The following is a 23311-nucleotide window of genomic DNA, read 5'->3' as shown; positions in this document are numbered from 1 at the left end:
TTTTCTCTTCAGCCGCCATAGCCGCACTCAATAACGAAACTTGCCGCCGTGGATGTCTGCCAGCACTTGCTCGGTGATCTGCACATAGGTGTCCGAACCCGGTAGCCAGGCATAGATCGGATCGTCCCCGGCTTTGTCTGGATCGAAGGCCTCGGCCTTGAGCCGGGTCTTCTGGTACTTGAAGGTGCCCGTGGTCTCCATCTTCACCTTCACCCGCAAGAACAGCGGCACCGCATACGCGGGCATCTGCTGCCGGGCAAAGCTGAGCAGTTCGCTGAAATCCAGGGTGGCCAGGGATTCGGCCGGCGTGATCGCCGCCATGCCGGCGCGGCCATTGGTATTGCTGATCTCCACGCCATAGACCACCGCCTCGGCAATATGCGGGTGTTGCAGCAGGATGTTTTCCATCTCGGTCGTGGACACATTCTCGCCCTTCCAGCGATAGGTATCGCCCAGGCGGTCGACGAACTGCGCATGGCCAAAACCGATATTGCGCAGCAGGTCGCCGGTGTTGAAGTAGCGATCGCCCTTCTCGAACACATCGTGGAGCACGACCTTGGCGGTCTTCTGCGGGTCGGTGTAGCCGTCCAACGGAGCTTTGTCGTCGATCTTCGCCAGCAACAGGCCCTGATGGCCCTTGCCGACTTTCTGCATGAAACCCTGGCCGTTGCGAATCGGCTCGCTGGTGTCGTGGGCGTATTCCACCAGTTCCCAGGACATCAACGAAAAACCGACGGTGTTATCGAAGTTCAGGATGTTGGAAAAGCCGATATTGCCGTCGCTCGCCGCGTACAGCTCGCAAATGTGGCTGACCCCGAAGCGCTGCTTGAACTCGCCCCAGACGCCTGGACGCAGGCCATTGCCAATCATCTTGCGCACGGTGTTATCGCGATCATCACTGCTGGGCGGTTGATCGATCAGGTAACGGCACAACTCGCCGACATAGCCCAGGGTGGTGGCGCGGTACTTGCGCACATCGTTCCAGAACTGGCTGGCGCTGAACTTGCGGCGGATGGCGAACCCCGACGCCCCGCATATCGCCGAACCCCAGCACACGCACAGGCCGGTGGCGTGATACAGCGGCAAGGTGCAATAGACGATATCGTCCGGGGCCATATCCAGGGCAATCATGCCGAAGCTGGCAGAGCTGCGCATCCAGCGCCCGTGCTTGAACACCCCGGCCTTGGGCAGGCCAGTGGTGCCAGAGGTGTAGATGTAGAAACAAGGGTCGTCCAGGTAAATCTGCTGGCTGCTGGCCGGGTTCTCGGTGAGGCCATCGGCACTGGCGCGCATCAGGTTGATGAAACCGGCTGGCGCCTGACCTGGATCGCTGAAGGTGTCCTGGTCGGCCACCCACCAGGTCCTCGCGTCGGCGATGGCCACCTGCTGACGAATGGCGCCGTAGGCATTGACCAGTTCCGCCCCCACCACAATGGCCACCGGCTTGACCAGGTTGATGCTGTGCACCAGCGCCTGCTGGGTTTGCGAAGTGTTGAGCATGGCACTGACGGCGCCCACCTTGGCCACCGCCAGCACCGTCACCAACAGTTCGGGGCGGTTCTCGATGAACACCCCCACCACGTCGCCCTTGCCGACGCCCTGGCTGATCAAGTAATGGGCGATGCGGTTGGCCCACTGATTGACCTGTGAATAGCTGAGGCTGACCGTCCCCTGCATCAGCGCCGGGCCGTCGGGGTTGCGAGCGCTGGCTTGCTCGAAGGTGAACGCCAGGCCGCAGGGCTGGTCTGGCTGTTTGACGTTGGCGGCTTTCATGCCCCGGACCACACGCGGCAGGGCTTTGACGATGGACGGCAACTTACGGAGCATCATGCCCCAGGTAATCGTGTCGCTTGGTGTGCTGCTCATGGTGCTCCCGGTTGGCCCTTCGCATCTGGCCATCTTGTTATTGTCGGGCGAACAGGTGTTCGAGGTGTTCGGGCAACTTCATCCCTGGATGAGAAACGACGCCAACCTCGCGGCGCAGCATGCAGGCGCGGCGTGAGTGCCTGACGACAGGGCAAAAAGTACGCCAGGGGTTCCCGGGCTGTACACGCGGTTTTTGAAATGTTTTGTATCCGGGCGCGGCCGTCGACCACGCCGGCACTGCCGCGGTGATGGGCCGGCGGCGATCACGCAAATTGCAAGATGCACGATGGCCATTCATGCAGAATGCACGACGACACAAATCATCAAGACATATAACTAATTGATTTTAGAGGAATTATTTAAATATTCATGCTGGCACAATCAGTGCAACTACCTCTCCATGCTGCCATTCATGTGCACACGGAGTTGATCGACATGAACCTGATCCAGGAAAAATTTTCGTCCCTGTTCTCCCACTTCGACGTCACCACCCAGGCTCGGCCTGACGGCGGGATTCTGCTGACGTTGCGTAGCAGTGAAGGCAAGGTGTTCAAGCGTTCGATTTCCTACGCCCAACTGCATTGCGGCGATCAGTTGTCCTGGGCAATCAGTGCCATTCGCCGCGACCTGGCCGAACAGGCCAGCGAACTGCCGAACATCTCCATGCTGCAAAGCCAGCATCGGTTTGCCTTGCCGACCTACCACTAGGCCTGAGCGCTGCGGCGCTACCCGAGAATTCCCTTTGGACCGCCCGGCCTTGCGCTTGGCGGTCCTTTTTTTGGTTTCAGCCGAGCAGCCCACGCTTGAGTGCCACACCCACGGCCTGGGCGCGGTTGCTGACCTGCAGCTTGACGTAGATTCTGCCCAGGTGAAACTTCACCGTACTCGGAGAAATGGCGCGGATAACGCTGATCTCCCACACGGTTTTACCCTGCCTGGCCCAGCGCAGTATCTCCAATTCCTTCTCGCTCAGCGGCCGGCCCGCCAGACTCCCATGCCGCTGCTTGACGAGCGTCACTACAGGCTCGGTATCGCCAACGACGCTGTTCATTCCCCCTCACCTCCTAGACGTTGATAACCCTCATGCCGAACCGTGATGGTCCGGGCAAGCGCATGTGTTTCAGGGCAAAAGAGTTACATAGCGAGGAGATTAAACAAGCCGGTAAAAGCACAAACAGTGATGCCTGACTTATCAACAGGCAACTTCCTACATGTCCTACAGGCGCTTGGCGGATAGCAGGGTTATTCCACTGAATTGGCCGACTGAAGCCTAGGATCTTTCAGTCAGCCGCGTCCTTCAAAAGTGTGCCGGGTCAATCTGCGCAAAGGTCGTGACAGTGAGATGCCCGGCCAATTCCCCGCCATCCCGCACCAGGCCACAAGTGGCCATCCCGGCGAGTTGGGCGGCGTCGAGTTCTTCGACGATATCGGACAGGAACAGAATCTGCTCAGCCGAGCAGCCAATGGACTGGCTGATGCGCTGGTAGGCACTCGCCTCGCGCTTGGCCCCTGACGTGGTGTCAAAGTAGCCACTGAACAACGGCGTCAAGTCTCCGGCCTCGGAGCAGCCGAAAATCAGCTTCTGCGCCTGGATCGAGCCGGACGAGTAGACAAACAATTGATAACCGGCCTGGTGCCAGCGTTTTAACGCGTCGACCGCATCCGGGTAGACATGGCCTTTGAGTTGCCCGGCCTGATAGCCCTGCGCCCAGACCATCCCCTGCAAGGCTTTGAGCGGTGTGGCTTTGCGGTCCTCGGCGATCCAGCCCAAGAGAATCTCGATCACCCGTTCCACATCGGCATCCGGCTCGGCGCTGTCGCGGCGCACCGCGTCCAGTTGCTCGGCAACGTCGGCTCGCTGCGCGTGCTGGCGGACAAACGCCGGCAGGTGCTGGGCGGCGTAGGGGAACAGCACGTCGAAGACAAAACTGACGGCGCTGGTGGTGCCTTCGATGTCGGTGAGAATGGCCTTGATGGTCATGGGCTTAGTCCTCCAGGCGTGGGAAGCGGCTGGCGATGTCTTCCCCAGTGAAATCGGCGACCCAGCCTTCAGGGTTGTTGAACAGGCGGATGGCCACGAAGTGCGGGTGCTCGCCCATGTCGAACCAATGCGGGGTGCCGACGGGGACGGAGATCAGGTCGTTCTTCTCGCACAACACGGCGTACACGTAATCGCCGATGTGCAGGGTGAACAGGCCACGACCGGCGACGAAGAAACGCACTTCATCCTCGCCGTGGCGGTGCTCGTCGAGGAACTTGGCGCGCAACTCGGCTTTTTGCGGGTGATCACTGTTGAGGCTAATGACGTCGACGGTGATGTAGCCACGCTCGCTCATCAGTTGATCGATCTGCACACGATAGGCCGCGATCACCTCTTCCTGGCTGGCGCCGGGCTGGATCTTCGCCGCCGCTTGCCAGCGGTCGAAACGCACGCCGTGCTCGGCCAGGGTGGACGCGATGTCCTCGAAGTGGGTCAGGACCTTGTTCGGCAGGTCCGGGCTGGATACATGGTAAACGGACAGGCTGCTCATACTGGCAATTCCTCGGTTGGCGGCGCTGGCGTCCGGCTTTTGCAGGCCGGTAGGGCAACGCGTTGCATCAGGCGGTGGGGAGTGGGGCTAAGGCAGGCCTTAACGGTGGCTCAAGGCGCGCATTTTCAGCTCGCATTCAAACAGGAACTCAAAGGCTTCGATCTGTCGCAGGGCGTCGTTCATCGTCGGCCCCCAGGTGTACAGGCCATGGCCGCGGATCAGGTAGCCAACGCAGTCGGGGTGGGCCTCCAGCCAGGGCTGGACCCTTGAGGCCAGGCGCTGAATGTCCTGGTCATTGTCGAAGATCGGCACGCGCACTTTGGATTCATGGGTGGCGATCCCGCTGAAGGCCTTTTGCAGCTCATAGTCTTCAAACGTGATCGAATCGCTGCGCAGCAACCGCGACAACACCGTGGCATTCACCGAATGGGTGTGCAATACCGCGCCGATGTCGGCACGCCAGCGGTACAACTGGGTGTGCAACAGGGTTTCGGCGGAAGGCTTCTTGCCCGGCTCCAGGCTGTTGCCGGCCAGGTCGGTGGCCAGCACGTCGTCCGCCGCCAGTTGCCCCTTGTGCTTGCCGGAGACGGTCAACAGCGCTTCGCTCGCCGACAGTCGTACCGAATAATTGCTGCTGGTGGCCGGCGACCAGCCGCGGCCATACAAAAAACGCCCGGCGTCGATGATCTGCTGAGCGAGCTGTTCACGGGTAAGGCTCATGGCCGATCCTCTTGCATACGTGTGGCAATGATAACGGCTGCAGCCAGGGCTGCGAGACTGGCAATACTAAAGGTCAAGGTGGCACCCAGGGCATTCCAGCTGTAGCCGGAGTACAACGCGCCCAACGCCCCGCCGGTGCCGGCCAGTGCGGCATAGAACGCCTGGCCCTGGCCCTGCTGGCGCGCGCCGAAGCTACGTTGCACGAAATGGATGGCAGCGGCGTGAAAGCTGCCGAAGGTGGCCGCGTGCAACACCTGCGCGAGCAGCAGCACCCACAGGTACTCGGCGAACGAGCCCAGCAACAACCAGCGCAACGCCGCCAACAGGAAACTGGCCATCAGCACCCGGCGCACCGAAAACCGCGCCAGGATCTTGCTCATGCACAGGAACATCAAGACTTCGGCCACCACGCCCAGGGCCCATAAAAGGCCAATCACACCACGGCTGTAACCCAGGCGTTCGAGGTGCAGGGTCAGGAAGGTGTAATACGGTCCATGGCTCATCTGCATCAGCGCCACGCAGCCATAAAACGCCAGCACCCCGGGGCTGCGCAGCTGTTTGACAAAGCCCTCGCCCACCAGCCGCGGGCCTTGCACCGGCTGGGCGTTGGGCACCCACAGGCTGCTGATGACAATCCCGGCCATGATCACCACCAGCGCCACCGGGTAGATATCCAGGCTCAGCCATTCGAACAGTTTCCCCAGGGCGACCACGGTGATGATGAAACCAATCGAGCCCCACAGGCGAATCTGGCTGTAGCGCGCGGTTTGCCCTTGCAAGTGTGCCAGGGTGATGACTTCGAACTGCGGCAGCACCGCGTGCCAGAAGAACGCGTGCAGGGCCATGACCATCGCCAGCCAGGCGTAGCTGTTGCTGAAGAAGATCAGCGAGAACGTCAGCAGCGTACAGATTGCGCCAAAGCGCACGATGGCCAGGCGCCGGCCCGTGTGGTCACCGAGCCAGCCCCAGATATTGGGGGCGACACAGCGCATCAGCATCGGGATGGCCACCAGTTCGCCGATGCGTGCCGCGCTGAAGCCCAGGTGATTGAAGTACAACGCCAGGAACGGCGCCGTCGACCCGAGCAAGGCGAAGTAGAACAGATAGAAACTCGATAGCCGCCAGTACGGCAGCGCCGCCACGGCCTTCAGACCGCGGCGACCTCAGGGCCCGGCATCACAGTTGACCCAGCACCGGGGTGCTGACACGCACGTCGGCGTTCTGGCCGCGATGGCGCAGCAAGTGGTCCATCAGCACGATGGCCATCATCGCCTCGGCAATCGGTGTGGCGCGGATCCCGACGCACGGATCGTGACGGCCCTTGGTGATCACATCCACCGGGTTGCCGTGGATGTCGATGGAGCGGCCCGGGGTGGTGATGCTCGATGTCGGCTTGAGCGCCAGGTGGGCCACGATCGGCTGGCCGGAAGAGATACCACCGAGGATGCCGCCCGCGTTGTTGCTGAGGAAACCCTGCGGGGTCATCTCATCACGGTGTTCGGTACCGCGCTGCGCCACGCTGGCGAACCCGGCGCCAATTTCCACGCCCTTGACTGCGTTGATGCTCATCAGCGCATGGGCCAGTTCGGCGTCCAGGCGGTCGAAGATCGGCTCTCCCAGGCCCGGCATCACGCCTTCGGCGACCACGGTGATCTTCGCGCCGACCGAATCCTGGTCACGGCGCAACTGGTCCATGTAGGCCTCAAGCTCTGGCACCTTGTCCGGGTCAGGGCTGAAGAAGGCGTTCTGCTCCACCGAATCCCAGCTCTTGAACGGGATTTCGATCGGCCCGAGCTGGCTCATGTAGCCCCGGATCACGATGCCCTGGGTGGCCAGGTACTTCTTCGCAATCGCCCCCGCGGCCACGCGCATCGCGGTTTCCCGGGCCGAGCTGCGGCCGCCGCCGCGGTAGTCGCGCTCGCCGTACTTGTGGTGGTAGGTGTAGTCGGCGTGGGCCGGGCGGAACAGGTCCTTGATGGCCGAGTAGTCCTTGGACTTCTGGTCGGTGTTGCGAATCAGCAGGCCAATGGCGCACCCGGTGGTGCGGCCTTCGAACACGCCCGAGAGGATTTCGACTTCGTCGGCTTCCTGGCGCTGGGTGGTGTGGCGGCTGGTGCCGGGCTTGCGGCGGTCGAGGTCACGCTGCAAGTCGTCCAGGGACAACTCCAGGCCCGGCGGGCAGCCGTCGACAATGGCGACCAACGCCGGACCATGGCTCTCGCCCGCGGTGGTGACAGTGAACAGCTTGCCGTAGGTATTGCCGGACATGCGGAGCGCTCCGTGAAATCGCTGAACTAAGTGCGCGCCAGTATACGCAGGCTCGTTCAGTAGTTCATCCTCGAACCTTTAGGCAGCCTGCGAGTCCAACCGGCACCTACTCAATGGTGGCTTGATGATGCTGCGAGTGATTGTCCTGAGCCTTACCCTGTTTGCCGGCCTGCTGTGCACGACAGCCCAAGCCGCTGTCCTGCAACGCCCGGTCACGCTGGATACCGGCAGCGGCGAGCTGTTCGGCACCCTGCTGTTGCCCCAATCCGATACGCCGGTACCGGTGGTGCTGATCATTGCAGGATCTGGCCCGACCGATCGCAACGGCAACAACCCCGACGGTGGCAACAACGATAGCCTCAAGCGCCTGGCCTGGCTGCTGGCCAAGCACAACATCGCCAGCGTGCGCTACGACAAGCGCGGCGTGGCGGCGAGCCTGGCGGCGACCCCGGATGAGCGCAACCTGACATTTGACGCCTATGTGGCCGACGCGGTGGCCTGGGGCAAACAGCTCAAGCGCGATCCGCAACTGGGCCCATTGATTCTGCTGGGCCACAGCGAAGGCGCATTGATCGCCACCCTCGCCGCCCCCCAGGTGGATGCTGCCGCCGTGATTTCCCTGTCCGGCAGTGGCCGGCCGGTGGATCAAGTGATACGCCAGCAATTAAGCAACCAACTGCCACCCCGTTTGCTGCTGCGCAGCAATGAGCTGCTGGACAGCTTGAAGGCCGGTCGGGTGGACGCCGATGTACCGTCACCGCTGCAGCCGATCTTCCGCCCCAGCGTGCAGCCCTACCTGATCACCCTGTTTCGCCAGGACCCCGCCGCCGCCTTCGCCCGCCTGCAGATGCCAGCACTGATCATCCAGGGCAGCAGCGACATCCAAGTCGGCGTCGACGATGCCCGGCGGCTCAAGGCCGCCAAGCCCGATGCGCAGTTGGCCGTGATCGAGGGCATGAACCACGTGATGCGTATCGTCCCCAACGACATCAAGCATCAACTCGCCTCCTACAAAGACCCGCAACTGCCGCTGGCCGCCGAGTTGGGTACGCGAATTATCAGCTTTATTGACGCCATTGGCGCCAGTTAAGCCGGGGTTACCCTCCAGTCCTGGAAAAAACGGCCGATAAGTCTGTGTCGGCGGCCCACTGGCCGTCGACCAGCAGAGCTTGGACAGGATCTTGCCGTTATGACTGATACCCCGAATTCACCCGACACCGCGCCAGACGCCAGCGCCCCGGAAGTGGCCGACCTGCCGTGGTCGGACGTCCAGGCCGAGCACCACAAGCTGCTGCGCCTGGCCCCCCTGAAGACCGATCGGGCGACGGGTGGACGCCCGCTGCGTTTTGTCGAGTACGGTTATGCCGAGCGCCACAGCAGCGACCGCAGCCTGTTGCGCATGAGCATCAGCCTGCCTGGCCAACGGGTGCGCAAAGAACAGAATCACCTGGACGTCTGGGTTGACCACGACGCCCGCCGCGTACGTTTCGAGCCCGCCAGCGGCTTGCAGGTCGAGCCGATGAACCGTGGCATCGGCCGCTTCCTCGCCGCCCAGGGCATCACCTGGGCCAAGCGCAAGTGGTCAAGCTACACCGTCGACGGCATGGACCTGAACAACAAGGACGCCCTCAACGAGGACACCCGCCTGCGCCGCGATCACTTTCTGCGCATGCACGGCTTTGATGTGGTCTACGCCGATGCGCAGCATCTGAAGGGCAGCGTCAAGGAAGGCAAGGTCAGTGACCTGCTGGGGGACTGGAACAGCGAGAAGCTGCAGTTCGTGGAAATCCTCGAAGCCGCGCAGATGCTGCAACAGGCTGAAAGCAACCTGGCCGAGCAGGAAGTCAAACTGCAGAAGCAGGAAGAAAAAGTCAGCCGCTACAAGCGCGAGGACACCGGTTTGCGCTTCACCATCACGTGCCTGGTGGCATTCTCAGTGTTCCAGGCCGGCTTGCTGATCTGGATTGCCACGCACCGCTAGGCCTGGCTCCTTGTGGGAGCGAGACCGACTTGCCGGCGCAGAGGCCGCGTGTCAGTCAACCGCAACGTTGACTGACACGCGGCGCTCAGTCCGGATCACACCCGCGAAGCAAACAGCGCCTGATGCGCACGGCACTGCTCGGCGCTGAGCATGAACACGCCGTGACCGCCGCGCTCAAAGTCCAGCCAGGCGAAATCGACTTCCGGGTACAGGGTTTCGACGTGTACCTGGCTGTTGCCCACTTCGACGATCAACAACCCCTTCTCGGTCAGATGATCAGCCGCTTCGGCCAGCATCCGGCGCACCAGGTTCAAGCCATCATCGCCGCACGCCAGGCCCAGTTCCGGCTCGTGCTGGTATTCATCCGGCATGTCGGCGAAGTCTTCGGCATCCACGTAGGGCGGGTTGGAGACGATCAGGTCGAAGCGCTGCCCCGGCAACCCGTCGAAGCCATCGCCCTGAACGGTGTACACCCGTTCATCGACACCGTGGCGCTCGATGTTCTGATTGGCCACTTCCAGCGCTTCGAACGACAGGTCCGCCAGCACCACTTCGGCGTCCGGGAACTCGTAGGCGCAGGCAATGCCGATGCAACCGGAGCCCGTACACAGGTCGAGAATTCGTGCTGGCGCCGCATCCAGCCACGGTTCGAAGCGTTTTTCGATCAGCTCGCCAATCGGCGAACGCGGGATCAACACGCGTTCGTCGACGATGAACGACATGCCACAGAACCAGGCCTCACCCAACAGGTAAGCGGTCGGCACGCGGTCTTCGATGCGGCGCTTGAGCATGCGTTGCAGGTTCACCAACTCGTCCTCTTCGAGGGCGCAGTCCAGATAGCTGTCGGCGATTTCCCACGGCAGATGCAGCGCACCGAGGACCAGTTGCCGGGCTTCGTCCCAAGCGTTGTCGGTACCATGGCCGAAAAACAGATCCTCCCCATGAAAACGGCTGACAGCCCAACGAATATGGTCGCGCAAGGTGCGCAGACGGGAAGTGATCACGGGGTAAACTCCTGAAAATACGACCGGGGATTCTAACAGCCTAAGCCTGCCCCGACGATGAATGAAAAATACCTGCACACCTATCGGATTTATCTGTTTTTTCGACGCCAGGTTGAACATTCCGCCAGCGCTTGACAGGCTACAGGCCTGCAACGACGGTGCCTACGATGGTAGCGGTTCACAGAACCGCTCAGCCAGAGGACAATGGCGCAAAAGCCCCATTCGAAGGAGCCCCCGAATGTCCGTTCCAAAGACGATGTTTCAACTCAGCGGTCGTGGCTATGCACCAGCCAATCTGGCCAGCGCGACACTGGTGATCATCGATGCCCAGAAAGAGTACCTGAGCGGCCCCTTGGCCCTGTCCGGCATTGATGCCGCCGTCGATAACATCAAGCAATTGCTCGCGGCCGCCCGCAAGGGTGGACGGCCAATCGTACATGTCAGCCATAAGGGTATCGTCGGCGGGATGTTCGACCCGAATGAAGAGCGCATCAAGTTCATCGGCGGCCTGGAGCCGCTAGACGATGAAATGCGCATCGAGAAGATTCTGCCCAGTGCCTTCCATGGCACCGAACTGGAAGAACTCCTGCAAAAGCGCGGCACCCAGAACCTGATCGTTTGCGGCTTCATGAGTCACTCCAGCGTCAGCACCACCGTACGCGCCGCCAAGAACCTGGGTTTTCGCTGCACCCTGGTCGAAGATGCCTGCGCCACGCGCGATTTGCCTTACAAAGGCGGCGTGTTGACTGCCGAGCAGGTGCAGCAGACGGAAATGGCAATCATGGCCGACAACTTCGCCGCCCTGGCGCAAACCCATGAATTGATCTGACAACCGGCTTGATGGGCGGCACCCGCCGCTCATCCGCTAAAGCCTCTCATTCCCTGTAATTGTCTTAGCCTCAGGAACCTCCCCGTCAACTCCCGGTCGAAGGGCCGATACCCATTGAGGAAGGTCGGAATGAAGATATCCGATGGATTTGACGCTCGCCGCTTGCGTCCCAAGGTGCCAGGTAACTGGCGTTATCGCATAGGCGCGACCATTTCAGCCCTGCTCGCCACGTTCGGCGTGCTACTGGCGATGGCCGGTGCGGCCAGCCTGTTGGGCCACACGCCGGCACTCGGCGAACTGAATGCCAGCCCGATGGGGGCGGCGGTGATCGTGGCCATCGGCCTGTTGCTGCTGTATATCGGTGTTGCCCTGTGGCGCCGCTGCCGACGCCGAATGCGCCAACCCCGCGAACTGAGCATGGCGGCCCACCTGATGAAAAAACACGACTGAGTCGCGCCCAACGCGTTTTAGGCGCCTGATTTGCCTCGACTTGGGTAAACTGGCGGCCCTTCGCGGAGGCTGACATGCAAGACGACGATTTTTCCCTGTTCAAAAGTGCGATCCAAGGCGTCAAGCCGATCAAGCACGATCGCGCCGAGACCGGCAAACCCAAGGCCGACCGGGCGCAGATCGCCAAGCTACGCCAAGCAGCCACCATCCGCACCGACGTGACCGCCGTCGATGGCCTGTCCGACCAGTTCGTCATTGACGTAGGCCCCGAAGACGAACTGATGTGGGCCCGTGACGGCGTGCAGGAAAGCCAGATGCGCAAGCTGAAGATCGGGCAGATCCCCTTCGAAGGCAGCCTGGACCTGCACGGCATGACCGTCGAGAAAGCCCGCGAGACGCTCTGGGCATTCCTGGCCGAAGCCACAAAATTCGAAATCCGCTGCGTGCGTGTCACCCATGGCAAAGCAGTGCGCCTGGACGGCAAGCGGCCGATGATCAAAAGCCACGTCAACACCTGGCTGCGCCAGCATTCGCAGGTACTGGGCTTCACCTCCTGCCAGGCCCGACACGGCGGTGCCGGAGCCGTCTATGTGATGCTCAAGCGCACCATGATGGAAGGTCGTGACGAGTAAAAGCTGATGCGTCACGCTTGCAGCGCCGTGCCTGCCGCCGTACCCTTGCCCTTTGCGTAAAATCCCACAGGTAGTTTCATGTCCCTGGAACAGAATTACACCGCGATTCTCGGCCAACTGGGCGAGGACGTGTCCCGCGAGGGCCTGATCGACACGCCAAAGCGTGCGGCCAAAGCCATGCAGTACCTCTGCCGCGGTTATGAGCAGACGCTCGAAGAAGTCACCAACGGTGCCTTGTTCAGCTCCGACAACAGTGAAATGGTGCTGGTCAAGGACATCGAGTTGTACTCGTTGTGCGAACACCACCTGCTGCCTTTCATCGGCAAGGCCCATGTTGCCTATATCCCGAGTGGCAAGGTGCTGGGCCTGTCGAAAGTCGCGCGGATCGTCGATATGTACGCCCGCCGCCTGCAGATCCAGGAAAACCTCAGCCGCCAGATCGCCGACGCGATCCAGCAGGTGACGGGTGCCCTGGGTGTGGCCGTGGTGATCGAAGCCAAGCACATGTGCATGATGATGCGTGGTGTGGAGAAACAGAACTCGTCGATGATCACCTCGGTGATGCTCGGTGAGTTCCGCGAAAATGCGGCCACCCGCAGCGAGTTTCTCAGCCTGATCAAGTAACACCCGACACGAAGAGAACCGGCGTTCATCGCCGGTTTTTTTTCGCCTGTGAAAAATCAGGTAAGCTGCGCGCCCACATTCAATGCCCAAGAGGCTTACATCGTGTTCGTCAAAGCGCTTCGTGTCGGCCTCGGCCAACTGATTATCTTCATCGACTTCATCACCCGCCCCGGCAAAAAGCAGCGTCCGGCTGCCGCCCAGGCCGACGTTGACGCCGCTGCCAAGGGCCTGGCCCTGTATCAGTTCCACGCCTGCCCATTCTGCGTGAAAACCCGTCGCACCCTGCGTCGCCTGAATGTCCCGGTCGCCCTGCGAGATGCGAAGAACAACGAACAGGATCGCCAGGCCTTGCTGGAACACGGCGGCAAGATCAAGGTGCCGTGCCTGCGCATCGAAGAAAACGGCCAAGTCACCTGGATGTATGAGTCCAAGGTGATCATCGATTACCTGGACAAGCGATTTGCCGCCGCCTGATCGCTGCTGGAATGCCGGTCAGCTTAGGCACTAAACCGGTAGGAGCGAGCCCGCTCGCGAAAGCGGCGTGTCAGCCACCAACCGTGTTGAATATCAGCCTGCTATCGCGAGCAGGCTCGCTCCCACGGGTTTCGCCTAACTGACTGACATGACCGCCCTTCAGGCCGCTTGCCGGGCCTGGGCCTCGCGCACCACCGCTGCCAAGCGCTTGAGCCCCTCATCCAACCGGGCCGGGTCGATGTGACTGAAGTTCAGCCGCAGGTGCCCCAGGTTGCGCTCCGGTTCCGGGAAGAACGGTTCGCCCGGCATGAACGCCACGTCCTGCTCCAGCGCCGCCTTGAGCAACGTCCGGGTATCCAGCGGTTGCTTGAGATTCAGCCAGAAAAACAGCCCACCCTGCGGCACGTTCCAGTCCGCCAGATCGGCAAAATGCGTCTGCAGCGCCGCTTGGAAGCCGTCACGTCGTACGCGATAGAAGTCCCGCAGCTCACTCAGGTGCTCGCGAAACTGTTCGGTGCCGATCCACTGCAACGCCTGCCATTGGCCAACGCGGTTGGTGTGCAGGTCCGCCGACTGTTTAAGCCGCAGCAGATGGGGAAACAGGTCCGGGCTGGCAATCAGGTAGCCCACGCGCAAGCCAGGCAATAAGGTCTTGGACACGGTGCCGGTGTAGATCCAACTGGCCTTCTTCAGGCGACTGACAATCGGCGTGGCGCTGCCGCCATCGAAGGTCAGTTCACGGTACGGCTCATCTTCGATCAGGGTTACGCCGAACTCATCCAGCAACGCTGCCACGGCATCGCGCTTGGCTTCGCTGTAGCGCACCGCCGAAGGGTTCTGGAAAGTGGGGATCAAGTAGATGAACGCCGGGGCGTGCCGCTCCAGGCGCGTGCGCAGTTCGACCAGGTTCGGGCCATCCGCTTCCAGCGGCACTGTCAGGCAGTCGGCACCGAACAATTGGAAAATTTGCAGCGCCGCCAGGTAGGTCGGCGCCTCCAGCAGGATCTCGGTGCCTTTGTCGATGTACAACTTGGCCGCCAAATCCAGGGTTTGCTGGGAACCGCTGACCACCAGCACCTGGCTCGCCTCACAGGGCACGCCCAGGGCCCGGGCCTCGGCAGCCAGGGCCTCGCGCAGGGCCGGTTCGCCTTCACTCATGCCGTATTGCCCCATGGACACTGGCATGTCAGCCCATTGCACCTTTGGCAACATCGCCTCTGCAGGCAAACCACCGGCAAATGACATCACCTGCGGGCGTTGCGCCGCGGCGAGGATTTCACGGATCAAAGAACTTTTAAGGCGCGAGACACGTTCGGAAAAAGCCATAGGGTCACCGGTAGCAAAGGCCAAGGGAATTAAGTCAAACTACTTGACCGAAATTACGCCAGTCTGAGCAGATACGTCAATATGCTTGACCTTAAACACCAAAGCACCCAGCAAGCCGCCATGGAAGCGTTTTTCTTCGGCTACCAGGCATTCACCGCCAAGGCCGATGAGATGCTTGAACGTCGCGGCCTGAGCCGGGTGCATCAGCGCATTGTGTTCTTTATCGCCCGCTACCCGACCTTGAGCGTCAAAGAGTTGCTGGCACTGTTGGGGGTCAGTAAACAGGCGCTGAACATGCCGCTGCGCCAGTTGCTGGAAATGCACCTGGTGGACAGCGTTGCGTCCGAGGCGGACAAGCGTAAGCGCCTGCTGCAACTGACGACTGAAGGTGCGCGCTTTGAAGAGTCGCTGCGCCGCGAGCAAGTCAAACTGCTGGAGCGGGTGTTTGCCGAGGCCGGTGAGGCCGCGGTGGATGGCTGGCTGGCGGTGAACCAGGCGCTGGGCAAATCCCACGCCAGCGCTGACTGAACACTCCGGCGCCAGCCAACAGGCTGGCGCCCACCCTTGATCCCATTCCCGAGTGACTGCCAAGACATCCCGCCTGGCGATATATCCCTATCGTCAAACTTTTCGTCGACAAAACCAAAAACATTATTTGCTTTATTTGTATACAAAAGCATAATCCGCTTCGCGCGAGTTCTTGACCAACAGGTCAACAAATTCGCAGATACCTCAAAGAGCCGCTGCCCACCTTGCGTGTCCGGCTCTGGAAATAACAATAAAACTCTTGAGGAGTATCGCTGTGGAAAGCCGCAAATCCGAAGCATCGACGCTGGATCTCTCGCCGCCGTTACGCACTGGCTGGCTGGAGCGCTTGTTCAAACTGAGTTTGCATGGCACCACGGTGAAGACCGAGTTGATTGCCGGTCTGACGACCTTCATCACCATGGCCTACATCATCTTCGTCAACCCCAACATCATGGCTGACGCCGGTATCGACCACGGCGCCGCGTTCGTCGCCACCTGCATCGCCGCCGCACTCGGCTGCCTGCTGATGGGCCTGTACGCCAACTGGCCGGTGGGCCTGGCCCCCGGCATGGGCTTGAACGCCTTCTTTACCTACACCGTGGTCGGCACCATGGGCTACAACTGGGAAACCGCGCTGGGTGCGGTGTTTGTGTCCGGCGTGCTGTTCATGATCCTGACCTTCTCGCGGATCCGCGAATGGCTGCTCAACAGCATCCCGGTGAGTCTGCGCTACGCCATGGGAGCTGGCGTGGGCTTGTTCCTCGGGCTGATCGGCCTGAAAACCGCCGGCATCGTGGTCGACAGCCCAGCCACCCTGATCAAGTTGGGCAATCTGCGCGAGCCTGGCCCGCTGCTCGCGGCGATTTGCTTCCTGATGATTGCGGTGCTCAGCTACCACCGGGTGTTCGGCGCGATTCTGATCAGCATCATCACCGTGACGTTCGCCGGCTGGGGCCTGGGCCTGGTGCACTACAATGGCATCCTGTCGGCCCCGCCAAGCCTGGCCCCGACCTGGATGGCCATGGATGTCGCCGGCGTGTTTAACGTCAGCATGATCAGTGTGGTGCTCGCCTTCCTCTTCGTGCATATGTTCGACACCGCCGGCACCCTGATGGGCGTGGCCCAACGCGCGGGCCTGGTGGGCGCGGATGGCAAGATCGAGAACCTCTCCCGCGCGATGAAGGCGGACAGTGCTTCCAGCGTGTTTGGCGCGGTGGTCGGCGTTCCTCCGGTCACCAGTTACGTGGAAAGTGCCGCCGGCGTGGCCGCTGGCGGGCGCACCGGGCTTACCGCCGTCACCGTGGGCGTGCTGTTTATCGCCGCGATGTTCTTCGCCCCGCTGGCCGGGATGATTCCCGCCTATGCCACCGCGGGTGCGCTGATCTACGTGGCGATGCTGATGATGGGCGGCATGGAACACATCAAGTGGGATGATGCTACCGACAGCATTCCAGCTATTGTCACCGCGATCATGATGCCGCTGACGTTCTCGGTGGCCGACGGTATCGCGCTGGGCTTCATCACCTACGTGGTGCTCAAGGCCGGCACGGGCAAACACAAGGAGATCTCGGTCAGCCTGTGGGCACTGTGCGCGATCTTCATCGCCAAGTTCATGTTCTTGTAAGCGCGACCGGCGTCACCCAGCCTCACCCCGTCGGGTGGGGCTTTTACACATAAGGAGAAACGTAATGAGTCTGGAAACCTGGTTGTTGTTCAGTGGCGCCGCCCTGGTGGTCATCCTGATCCCCGGCCCCTTGTCGCTGCTGATGATCAGTAACAGCCTGAACTACGGCCTGCGTCGCTCTTACCCTGCGTTCCTGGGAGGCGTGTTCGCCTCGATCTGCCTGTTGAGCGCCTCGGCGCTGGGCCTGGGTGCCCTGCTGTTGGCCTCGGAACAGCTGTTCAGCGCCTTGAAAGTCGTCGGCGCGCTGTACCTGTTCTACCTCGCCTGGCAGAGCTGGCAGCAATCACGGCAACCGGCCCAGGCAACTGAAGTCCCCCAGGCCGCGCCGACACCACGCTTTCGCGCACTGTTCGGGCGCGCGTTTGTGCTGGGTGCAAGCAACCCCAAGGACATCCTGTTCTTCGCCGCTTTCCTGCCGCAGTTTCTCAACCCCGGGCAACCGTTCCTCCCGCAACTGCTGATCATGATCGTCACCTGGACCCTGCTCGACCTGTGCTGCAAGCTGGCCTACGGCCTCGGCGCCCACGGGGCCGCGCGCTACCTGCGCAGTGGCAAGGGCCAGAGCTGGTTCAACCGGATCAGCGCCGGGCTGTTCGGGGGGGCGGGTGCCGCTTCTCTGTTGAGCCGTTAGACGCAACCGCTTCACGAGCAGGCTCGCTCCCACCAGGGAGGTGTACACAACACTGATCAGAGTGGGCGAGACGGCTCGCGATAGGGCCAGCACGCCGGCCCAGTGTCCTACCGGCGAAAAAAAGCCCGCAGTGTGAGCGGGCGAAAGACCAAAGAAGCTATTTGCGCAGGATTCGTGGGGGGGAAAGCCCTAGCTCCCTCTGTAGGTCGAATAGCTGTACGGCGAAATCAGCAGCGGCACATGGTAGTGATCCTGCTCGGCGCTGATGCCAAACCGCAGCACCACCACGTCCAGGAACGCCGGCTCCGGCAACTGGACACCCCGCGCGCGGTAGTAATCACCGGCGTGAAACTGCAACTGATAAACCCCGGAGCGGTAGTCATCGCCTTGCAACAAGGGTGCGTCGCAACGGCCATCGCTGTTGGTCAGCGCGCTGGCGACCCATTCCAGCTGCGAACCTTCAACGCGGTACAACTCGACCTTGATCGAGCTGCCCGGGCAACCGTGTGCTGCGTCCAAAACGTGTGTAGTCAAACGTCCCATTGATTCTGCGTGCCGGCCTGCCTTTACAGCAGCCAAGCCTCGCGCCTCCCGGAGTCAGTTAAAAAGGAGACCGCACCCTTTCGGAGCACCAAAAGCTGCGGCGAGCGACTGATTAAGACACTTTTATAAAAAATTGTACACAATAAAAACGACATTTATCCCAGCCTCCCAATGGGCCACACCTTCATGCCGATCATCGACCAAACCACGGACCACAACGACCTCCCATCTATTAGCTGACTGGACCGGCAGCTTTACTGCAGTCCCTCGCTTGAAAGACAGTTGATGAAAAAGGCAAAAAATCAGGCTTACAAAATGAATATAAAGTTGTATACAATCACTCCATCGCTGTGACGCCAGGCTGTCATCTCACCGCCCGGCCGCCACACCCACCGCATCGCGACAAATAAGAAGGAACACTGCAGTGAGCGCTGACTACCCACGCGACCTGATCGGTTACGGCAGCAACCCTCCCCACCCGCACTGGCCGGGCAATGCCCGCATCGCCCTGTCCTTCGTACTCAATTACGAAGAAGGCGGCGAGCGCAACGTCCTGCACGGCGATAAGGAATCGGAATCCTTCCTGTCGGAAATGGTCTCGGCCCAGCCGCTGCAAGGCGAGCGCAACATGAGCATGGAGTCGCTGTACGAATACGGCAGCCGTGTAGGTGTGTGGCGGATCCTCAAGCTGTTCAAGGAATTCGACATCCCGCTGACCATCTTCGCCGTGGCCATGGCCGCCCAGCGTCACCCGAACGTGATCCGCGCCATGGTCGAGGCCGGCCATGAGATCTGCAGCCACGGCTACCGCTGGATCGACTACCAGTACATGGACGAGGCCCAGGAGCGCGAGCACATGCTCGAAGCCATCCGCATCCTGACCGAAATCACCGGCCAGCGCCCGTTGGGCTGGTACACCGGCCGCACCGGCCCAAACACCCGGCGCCTGGTGATGGAAGAAGGCGGTTTCCTCTATGACTGCGACACCTACGACGACGACCTGCCCTATTGGGAACCGAACAACCCGACCGGCAAGCCGCACCTGGTGATCCCGTACACCCTGGACACCAACGATATGCGCTTCACCCAGGTCCAGGGTTTCAACACGGGCGACGACTTCTTCGAGTACCTCAAGGATGCGTTCGACGTGCTCTATGCCGAAGGCGCCGAGGCCCCGAAGATGCTCTCCATCGGCCTGCACTGCCGCCTGATCGGCCGCCCGGCGCGCCTGGCATCGCTCAAGCGCTTTATCGAATACGCTAAAAGTCATGACCAGGTGTGGTTCAGCCGTCGCGTCGACATCGCCCGCCACTGGCAGAACACCCACCCGTACCAAGGGACCGCGAAATGACCGCCTTCAAGACCTTGAAGCCATCGACCCTGGATCGCGACGCCTTCGTCGCGGCCTTCGCCGATATCTACGAACACTCGCCATGGGTTGCCGAAAAGGCTTACGACCTCGGTCAGGACAGCACGATCGATGAGATCGAAACCCTGCACCAACGCATGAGCGACATCCTGTTGAGCGCCGACCATGCCAGTCAACTGGCCCTGATCAACGCTCACCCGGACCTGGCAGGCCGCGCGGCCGTCCAGGGTCAACTGACCGAAGCCAGCACCCACGAACAAGCTGGCGCCGGTATTCACCAATGCACGGCCGAAGAGTTTTCGCGCTTCACCGAGCTGAACGATGCCTACAAGGCCACGTTCAAGTTTCCCTTCATCATGGCGGTAAAAGGCAGCAACCGGCATCAGATCCTCGCAGCGTTCGAAACGCGCATCCACAACCCGGTCGACACCGAGTTCAAGTGCGCGTTGGCAGAGATCAACAAGATTGCCCTGTTCCGATTACTGACCCTATAGCAAGCCTGGCCCGCGAACTCATGAACGTCGAAATCGCTCAGGGCCTTGCAAGCATCCCAAGCCACTTATTTAAAGGCAGACAAGAAGAATGAAAGCTTACGCCGTACCTTTCGAGAAGTTCGTCAACCTGGCCGACGCCCGCCTGGGCACCAAGATCATCTCGGTCACCGATGACTGGTTCGCCGACGCCAACCGCTTGTTCCAGCCGACCCCGGCCGTATGGAAGGAGGGCGTGTTCGATGACAACGGCAAGTGGATGGACGGCTGGGAGTCGCGCCGCAAGCGCTTCGAAGGCTACGACAGCGCGGTGATCCGCCTGGGCGTACCGGGCCGAATCAAAGGCGTGGACATCGACACTTCATTCTTCACCGGCAACTTCCCGCCGTCGGCCTCCCTGGAGGCCTGCTTCCTGGCTTCGGGCGAGCCGGACGAACACACTCAGTGGACTGAAGTGCTGTCGGCCGTCGAGTTGCAGGGCAACAGCCACCACTACCACGAAATCAGCAACGACCAGGCCTTCAGCCACCTGCGCTTCAACATCTACCCGGACGGCGGCGTAGCCCGTCTGCGCGTGTACGGCATTCCGTTCCGCGACTGGTCGGCCGTAGGCGACAACGAGCAAGTGGACCTGGCCTCGGCGCTGAACGGCGGTCGGGCCCTGGCCTGCTCCGATGAACACTTCGGGCGCATGAGCAACATTTTGAACCCTGGCCGTGGGATCAACATGGGCGATGGCTGGGAAACCGCACGTCGTCGTACCCCGGGCAATGACTGGGTCATCGTCGCGCTGGGCCACCCGGGCGAAATCGAGAAGATCATCGTCGACACCCTGCACTTCAAGGGCAACTACCCGGACACCTGCTCGATCCAGGGTGCGTTCGTCAAGGGCGGCACCGACAGCCAGATCGAAACCCAATCGCTGTTCTGGCGCGAACTGCTGCCGAGCCAGAAGCTGGAAATGCACGCCGAACACACCTTCGCCGAGCAGATCAAGGCCCTGGGCCCGATCACCCACATCCGCCTGAACGTGTTCCCGGACGGTGGTGTGAGCCGCCTGCGTATCCTGGGCAAGGTAGCGAAGTAAGCGGTTAGGCCATTCGCGAGCAGGCTCGCTCCCACATTTGAAATGCATTCCCCTGTGGGAGCGAGCCTGCTCGCGAAGACGCCAGAACAAACAACACAGAACTCAAGATAAGAAGAACAGCATGCGCACATTGACGATTGAACCGCTGACCAAAGAAGCCTTCGCCCCTTTTGGTGACGTGATCGAAACCGACGGCAGCGATCACTTCATGATCAACAACGGTTCGACCATGCGCTTTCACAAACTGGCGACGGTGGAAACCGCCACGCCAGAGGATAAGGCGATCATCAGCATCTTCCGCGCCGACGCGCAGGACATGCCGCTGACCGTCTGCATGCTGGAGCGCCATCCGCTGGGCAGCCAGGCTTTCATCCCGCTGCTCGGCAACCCCTTTCTGATCGTGGTCGCGCCACTTGGCGATGAACCGGTATCAGGTTTGGTCCGCGCCTTCGTTTCCAACGGCAGGCAGGGCATTAATTACCATCGCGGCGTTTGGCACCACCCGGTGCTGACGATCGAAAAGCGGGATGACTTCCTGGTGGTTGATCGCAGTGGCACAGGCAATAACTGCGATGAGCATTTTTTCAAAGAGGATGAGCGTTTGATCCTTGCCCCCCACCAATAAGAGAAGGCCTGAGGACTCGACAACAAGAGTGCCTGGCGAGAGGTAAAGACTGTGGAAGCACATCTGTTGGAATGGCTGAACCTGAGTGTGCGCTGGGTTCATATGATTACTGGCGTCGCCTGGATTGGCGCGTCGTTCTACTTTGTCTGGCTGGAAAACAACCTCAACCGGGTCAACCCGAAGACCGGCCTGGCCGGCGATCTCTGGGCGATTCACGGTGGCGGGATCTACCACCTGGAGAAATACAAACTGGCGCCACCGACCATGCCGGACAACCTGCACTGGTTCAAATGGGAAGCCTACTTCACCTGGATGTCAGGGGTTGCGCTGCTGTGCCTGGTGTTCTACCTCAATCCGACGCTGTACCTGCTGGCTCCGGGCAGCAGCCTCAGTGGCACCGAAGGCGTATTGCTGGGCATTGGCTCGCTGTTCGCCGGCTGGTTCATCTACTCCTTCCTGTGCGACTCGGCCCTGGGCAAGCGCCCTGCCCTGCTCGGCTTCATTCTGTTCGTGCTGTTGATCGGCGCGGCCTACGGCTTCAGCAAAGTGTTCAGCGGTCGAGGGGCTTACCTGCATGTGGGCGCCATCATCGGCACCATCATGGTCGGCAACGTGTTCCGCATCATCATGCCGGCCCAACGGGCACTGGTCGCGGCCATCGCCGAGAACCGCACCCCGGACCCGGCCCTGCCGGCCAAGGGCTTGCTGCGTTCACGCCACAACAACTACTTCACCCTGCCCGTGCTGTTCATCATGATCAGCAACCACTTCCCGAGCACCTACGGCAGCCAGTACAACTGGTTGATCCTGGCCGGGATCGCGGTGCTGGCGGTGTTGGTGCGTCACTACTTCAACACCCGTCATGACAGCCACCGGTTCGCCTGGACCTTGCCGGTTGCCGCCGTGGGCATGATCAGCCTCGCCTACGTCACCGGCCCTGCGCCCATCAACACCCCGAACGTGGCCAAGGCACCCGCGCAAGTCGAGTACCAACCGCTGCCGGAAACCGCCGTAGGGGGTGGTGCGAAACCCGCTGAAGCGGCGCCGACGCAACCGGCCCAGGCGGCCAACGCAGGTCCGACATTCGACAAGGTGCACAGCGTGATTCAAGAGCGTTGCGCGGTGTGTCACTCGGCCAAACCCACCAGCCCGTTGTTCAGCGCCGCACCGGCGGGCGTGATGTTCGATACCCCCGAACAGATCCGCCAGAACGCCCCGCGTATTCAGGCTCAGGCCATCACGACCCAAATCATGCCGCTGGGCAACATCACGCAGATGACCCAGCAGGAACGTGACTTGATCGGTGCCTGGATCAATCAGGGTGCGCAGACCAATTAATCGCTAAAGCGCTTCGCGAGCCGGCTCGCGCCCACAGGGATTGATTCAGCCTGTGTGGACGTGAGCCTGCTCGCGAACAGCCGCAACACGACCCACCTGAAACACACAATCACAAGAATAAGAATAGATCCGAGGTGTTGCATGTCCGTGTTATCCGAAACGCGCATCCCCGACACACGGAAAGACAAGTACGGCATCGAAAACAGCAGTCACTTCGACACCCATGAAAACACCACCCGCCTGCTGGTGAAGGTGCACTTCTAATGCTGCCCCGCAACCATGCGCCACATCGATTGTCGGTGCGCCGTTG

General features: G+C 61.2%; 28 protein-coding genes. 18 read left to right on the top strand and 10 right to left on the bottom strand.

The features are described 5' to 3' along the window. Positions 1-27 precede the first annotated feature (27 nt). On the bottom strand, positions 28-1866 hold the full coding sequence (locus BMW74_RS14425; RefSeq protein ID WP_093421687.1) for a long-chain-acyl-CoA synthetase: 1839 nt from the start codon (positions 1864-1866) through the stop codon (positions 28-30). Here BMW74_RS14425 and BMW74_RS25220 point away from each other — a divergent pair. Both BMW74_RS25220 and BMW74_RS14420 read left to right on the top strand, forming a co-directional pair. Continuing rightward, positions 1829-2002 carry a hypothetical protein gene (locus BMW74_RS25220; protein ID WP_175479223.1) on the top strand — a complete coding sequence of 58 codons (174 nt, stop codon included), beginning with the start codon at positions 1829-1831 and terminating at the stop codon, positions 2000-2002. The genes BMW74_RS14425 and BMW74_RS25220 overlap by 38 nt on opposite strands. A 299-nt stretch (positions 2003-2301) precedes the next feature. Then, positions 2302-2574: a DUF3509 domain-containing protein gene (locus BMW74_RS14420; protein WP_093421682.1), complete on the top strand. Its 273-nt coding sequence runs from the start codon at positions 2302-2304 to the stop codon at positions 2572-2574. 76 nt (positions 2575-2650) lie between these two features. Here BMW74_RS14420 and BMW74_RS14415 read toward each other — a convergent pair whose 3' ends face one another. From BMW74_RS14415 to aroC, 6 genes are all read right to left on the bottom strand, one after another. After that, complete coding sequence (locus BMW74_RS14415; protein WP_093421677.1) at positions 2651-2917, bottom strand: helix-turn-helix domain-containing protein; 267 nt, start codon at positions 2915-2917, stop codon at positions 2651-2653. Between the two features lie 246 nt (positions 2918-3163). Continuing rightward, on the bottom strand, positions 3164-3847 hold the full coding sequence (mtnC, locus tag BMW74_RS14410) for an acireductone synthase (RefSeq protein WP_093421673.1): 684 nt from the start codon (positions 3845-3847) through the stop codon (positions 3164-3166). Positions 3848-3851: 4 nt separating this feature from the next. Next, the gene (locus BMW74_RS14405; RefSeq protein ID WP_093421668.1) at positions 3852-4397 is read right to left on the bottom strand and encodes a 1,2-dihydroxy-3-keto-5-methylthiopentene dioxygenase; all 546 of its coding nucleotides are present in this window, start codon (positions 4395-4397) and stop codon (positions 3852-3854) included. A 99-nt stretch (positions 4398-4496) separates the two neighbouring features. Beyond that, positions 4497-5117: a methylthioribulose 1-phosphate dehydratase gene (locus BMW74_RS14400; protein ID WP_093421664.1), complete on the bottom strand. Its 621-nt coding sequence runs from the start codon at positions 5115-5117 to the stop codon at positions 4497-4499. Beyond that, complete coding sequence (locus BMW74_RS14395; RefSeq protein ID WP_093421659.1) at positions 5114-6259, bottom strand: MFS transporter; 1146 nt, start codon at positions 6257-6259, stop codon at positions 5114-5116. Before BMW74_RS14395 ends, BMW74_RS14400 begins: the two co-directional genes overlap by 4 nt. Positions 6260-6293: 34 nt before the next feature. Further along, entirely contained in the window at positions 6294-7385 is a 1092-nt protein-coding gene (gene aroC / locus BMW74_RS14390; protein ID WP_093421654.1) for a chorismate synthase, read from the bottom strand. Between the two features lie 124 nt (positions 7386-7509). Between aroC and BMW74_RS14385 the strand changes: the two genes are divergently transcribed. Together BMW74_RS14385 and BMW74_RS14380 are read left to right on the top strand one after the other, a co-directional pair. Further along, positions 7510-8475: an alpha/beta hydrolase gene (locus BMW74_RS14385; protein ID WP_093421649.1), complete on the top strand. Its 966-nt coding sequence runs from the start codon at positions 7510-7512 to the stop codon at positions 8473-8475. A 99-nt stretch (positions 8476-8574) separates the two neighbouring features. Then, positions 8575-9366: a hypothetical protein gene (locus tag BMW74_RS14380; RefSeq protein WP_093421644.1), complete on the top strand. Its 792-nt coding sequence runs from the start codon at positions 8575-8577 to the stop codon at positions 9364-9366. Between the two features lie 95 nt (positions 9367-9461). On the opposite strand, the gene prmB is transcribed toward BMW74_RS14380, so the two are convergent. Further along, a complete protein-coding gene (prmB, locus tag BMW74_RS14375) occupies positions 9462-10370 on the bottom strand; it encodes a 50S ribosomal protein L3 N(5)-glutamine methyltransferase (protein ID WP_093421640.1) in 909 nt (302 codons plus the stop codon). A gap of 238 nt (positions 10371-10608) precedes the next feature. Here prmB and BMW74_RS14370 point away from each other — a divergent pair, with 238 nt between their 5' ends. From BMW74_RS14370 to BMW74_RS14350, 5 genes are all read left to right on the top strand, one after another. Continuing rightward, positions 10609-11199, top strand: a complete 591-nt coding sequence (locus BMW74_RS14370; RefSeq protein ID WP_093421635.1) for a cysteine hydrolase family protein — start codon at positions 10609-10611, stop codon at positions 11197-11199. Between the two features lie 129 nt (positions 11200-11328). After that, complete coding sequence (locus BMW74_RS14365) at positions 11329-11649, top strand: hypothetical protein (protein ID WP_093421630.1); 321 nt, start codon at positions 11329-11331, stop codon at positions 11647-11649. A gap of 74 nt (positions 11650-11723) precedes the next feature. Then, positions 11724-12281, top strand: coding sequence for a Smr/MutS family protein (locus tag BMW74_RS14360; protein ID WP_093421626.1), 558 nt, complete (start codon positions 11724-11726; stop codon positions 12279-12281). Between the two features lie 78 nt (positions 12282-12359). Next, on the top strand, positions 12360-12905 hold the full coding sequence (gene folE, locus BMW74_RS14355; RefSeq protein WP_093421621.1) for a GTP cyclohydrolase I FolE: 546 nt from the start codon (positions 12360-12362) through the stop codon (positions 12903-12905). 102 nt (positions 12906-13007) lie between these two features. After that, entirely contained in the window at positions 13008-13379 is a 372-nt protein-coding gene (locus BMW74_RS14350) for a glutathione S-transferase N-terminal domain-containing protein (RefSeq protein ID WP_093421616.1), read from the top strand. Positions 13380-13538: 159 nt separating this feature from the next. Here the strand turns inward: BMW74_RS14350 and BMW74_RS14345 are convergent, their stop codons facing one another. Beyond that, positions 13539-14705, bottom strand: a complete 1167-nt coding sequence (locus BMW74_RS14345; protein WP_093421611.1) for an aminotransferase-like domain-containing protein — start codon at positions 14703-14705, stop codon at positions 13539-13541. Positions 14706-14786: 81 nt separating this feature from the next. On the opposite strand from BMW74_RS14345, the gene BMW74_RS14340 reads away from it, so the two are divergent. From BMW74_RS14340 to BMW74_RS14330, 3 genes are all read left to right on the top strand, one after another. Next, a complete protein-coding gene (locus BMW74_RS14340; RefSeq protein WP_093421607.1) occupies positions 14787-15233 on the top strand; it encodes a MarR family transcriptional regulator in 447 nt (148 codons plus the stop codon). Positions 15234-15507: 274 nt separating this feature from the next. Next, positions 15508-16857 carry an NCS2 family permease gene (locus tag BMW74_RS14335; protein WP_093421602.1) on the top strand — a complete coding sequence of 450 codons (1350 nt, stop codon included), beginning with the start codon at positions 15508-15510 and terminating at the stop codon, positions 16855-16857. 64 nt (positions 16858-16921) lie between these two features. Beyond that, positions 16922-17548 carry a LysE family translocator gene (locus BMW74_RS14330; RefSeq protein ID WP_093421597.1) on the top strand — a complete coding sequence of 209 codons (627 nt, stop codon included), beginning with the start codon at positions 16922-16924 and terminating at the stop codon, positions 17546-17548. Positions 17549-17737: 189 nt separating this feature from the next. Here the strand turns inward: BMW74_RS14330 and uraH are convergent, their stop codons facing one another. Next, positions 17738-18091, bottom strand: a complete 354-nt coding sequence (uraH, locus tag BMW74_RS14325; RefSeq protein WP_093421593.1) for a hydroxyisourate hydrolase — start codon at positions 18089-18091, stop codon at positions 17738-17740. A gap of 424 nt (positions 18092-18515) precedes the next feature. On the opposite strand from uraH, the gene puuE reads away from it, so the two are divergent. The 6 genes from puuE to BMW74_RS25475 all read left to right on the top strand — a co-directional run bounded on the left by puuE (position 18516) and on the right by BMW74_RS25475 (position 23265). After that, entirely contained in the window at positions 18516-19442 is a 927-nt protein-coding gene (gene puuE, locus BMW74_RS14320; RefSeq protein WP_093421589.1) for an allantoinase PuuE, read from the top strand. Next, positions 19439-19954 carry a 2-oxo-4-hydroxy-4-carboxy-5-ureidoimidazoline decarboxylase gene (gene uraD, locus BMW74_RS14315; RefSeq protein ID WP_093421586.1) on the top strand — a complete coding sequence of 172 codons (516 nt, stop codon included), beginning with the start codon at positions 19439-19441 and terminating at the stop codon, positions 19952-19954. Before puuE ends, uraD begins: the two co-directional genes overlap by 4 nt. Positions 19955-20042: 88 nt before the next feature. Beyond that, complete coding sequence (gene alc / locus BMW74_RS14310; RefSeq protein ID WP_093421582.1) at positions 20043-21038, top strand: allantoicase; 996 nt, start codon at positions 20043-20045, stop codon at positions 21036-21038. A gap of 121 nt (positions 21039-21159) precedes the next feature. After that, a complete protein-coding gene (locus tag BMW74_RS14305; protein ID WP_093421577.1) occupies positions 21160-21663 on the top strand; it encodes an ureidoglycolate lyase in 504 nt (167 codons plus the stop codon). A gap of 51 nt (positions 21664-21714) precedes the next feature. Continuing rightward, positions 21715-23001, top strand: coding sequence for a urate hydroxylase PuuD (locus BMW74_RS14300; protein WP_093421573.1), 1287 nt, complete (start codon positions 21715-21717; stop codon positions 22999-23001). Positions 23002-23142: 141 nt separating this feature from the next. Continuing rightward, positions 23143-23265 carry a hypothetical protein gene (locus BMW74_RS25475; protein ID WP_256562573.1) on the top strand — a complete coding sequence of 41 codons (123 nt, stop codon included), beginning with the start codon at positions 23143-23145 and terminating at the stop codon, positions 23263-23265. The last annotated feature ends 46 nt before the right edge of the window (positions 23266-23311 follow it).

It is taken from the genome of Pseudomonas sp. ok272 (genome assembly GCF_900109995.1).
Classification (GTDB): domain Bacteria; phylum Pseudomonadota; class Gammaproteobacteria; order Pseudomonadales; family Pseudomonadaceae; genus Aquipseudomonas.
This window is presented reverse-complemented; position numbering and strand designations above follow the sequence as displayed.

What these genes read in the sequence shown, in the direction of transcription:
- BMW74_RS25220 (WP_175479223.1), top strand. Translation starts at nt 1,829, where the DNA reads ATGCCCCAGGTAATCGTGTCGCTTGGTGTGCTGCTCATGGTGCTCCCG.
- BMW74_RS14425 (WP_093421687.1), bottom strand. Translation starts at nt 1,866, where the DNA reads ATGAGCAGCACACCAAGCGACACGATTACCTGGGGCATGATGCTCCGT.
- BMW74_RS14420 (WP_093421682.1), top strand. Translation starts at nt 2,302, where the DNA reads ATGAACCTGATCCAGGAAAAATTTTCGTCCCTGTTCTCCCACTTCGAC.
- BMW74_RS14415 (WP_093421677.1), bottom strand. Translation starts at nt 2,917, where the DNA reads ATGAACAGCGTCGTTGGCGATACCGAGCCTGTAGTGACGCTCGTCAAG.
- mtnC (WP_093421673.1), bottom strand. Translation starts at nt 3,847, where the DNA reads ATGACCATCAAGGCCATTCTCACCGACATCGAAGGCACCACCAGCGCC.
- BMW74_RS14405 (WP_093421668.1), bottom strand. Translation starts at nt 4,397, where the DNA reads ATGAGCAGCCTGTCCGTTTACCATGTATCCAGCCCGGACCTGCCGAAC.
- BMW74_RS14400 (WP_093421664.1), bottom strand. Translation starts at nt 5,117, where the DNA reads ATGAGCCTTACCCGTGAACAGCTCGCTCAGCAGATCATCGACGCCGGG.
- aroC (WP_093421654.1), bottom strand. Translation starts at nt 7,385, where the DNA reads ATGTCCGGCAATACCTACGGCAAGCTGTTCACTGTCACCACCGCGGGC.
- BMW74_RS14385 (WP_093421649.1), top strand. Translation starts at nt 7,510, where the DNA reads ATGATGCTGCGAGTGATTGTCCTGAGCCTTACCCTGTTTGCCGGCCTG.
- BMW74_RS14380 (WP_093421644.1), top strand. Translation starts at nt 8,575, where the DNA reads ATGACTGATACCCCGAATTCACCCGACACCGCGCCAGACGCCAGCGCC.
- BMW74_RS14370 (WP_093421635.1), top strand. Translation starts at nt 10,609, where the DNA reads ATGTCCGTTCCAAAGACGATGTTTCAACTCAGCGGTCGTGGCTATGCA.
- BMW74_RS14365 (WP_093421630.1), top strand. Translation starts at nt 11,329, where the DNA reads ATGAAGATATCCGATGGATTTGACGCTCGCCGCTTGCGTCCCAAGGTG.
- BMW74_RS14360 (WP_093421626.1), top strand. Translation starts at nt 11,724, where the DNA reads ATGCAAGACGACGATTTTTCCCTGTTCAAAAGTGCGATCCAAGGCGTC.
- folE (WP_093421621.1), top strand. Translation starts at nt 12,360, where the DNA reads ATGTCCCTGGAACAGAATTACACCGCGATTCTCGGCCAACTGGGCGAG.
- BMW74_RS14345 (WP_093421611.1), bottom strand. Translation starts at nt 14,705, where the DNA reads ATGGCTTTTTCCGAACGTGTCTCGCGCCTTAAAAGTTCTTTGATCCGT.
- BMW74_RS14340 (WP_093421607.1), top strand. Translation starts at nt 14,787, where the DNA reads ATGCTTGACCTTAAACACCAAAGCACCCAGCAAGCCGCCATGGAAGCG.
- BMW74_RS14330 (WP_093421597.1), top strand. Translation starts at nt 16,922, where the DNA reads ATGAGTCTGGAAACCTGGTTGTTGTTCAGTGGCGCCGCCCTGGTGGTC.
- uraH (WP_093421593.1), bottom strand. Translation starts at nt 18,091, where the DNA reads ATGGGACGTTTGACTACACACGTTTTGGACGCAGCACACGGTTGCCCG.
- uraD (WP_093421586.1), top strand. Translation starts at nt 19,439, where the DNA reads ATGACCGCCTTCAAGACCTTGAAGCCATCGACCCTGGATCGCGACGCC.
- alc (WP_093421582.1), top strand. Translation starts at nt 20,043, where the DNA reads ATGAAAGCTTACGCCGTACCTTTCGAGAAGTTCGTCAACCTGGCCGAC.
- BMW74_RS14305 (WP_093421577.1), top strand. Translation starts at nt 21,160, where the DNA reads ATGCGCACATTGACGATTGAACCGCTGACCAAAGAAGCCTTCGCCCCT.
- BMW74_RS25475 (WP_256562573.1), top strand. Translation starts at nt 23,143, where the DNA reads ATGTCCGTGTTATCCGAAACGCGCATCCCCGACACACGGAAAGACAAG.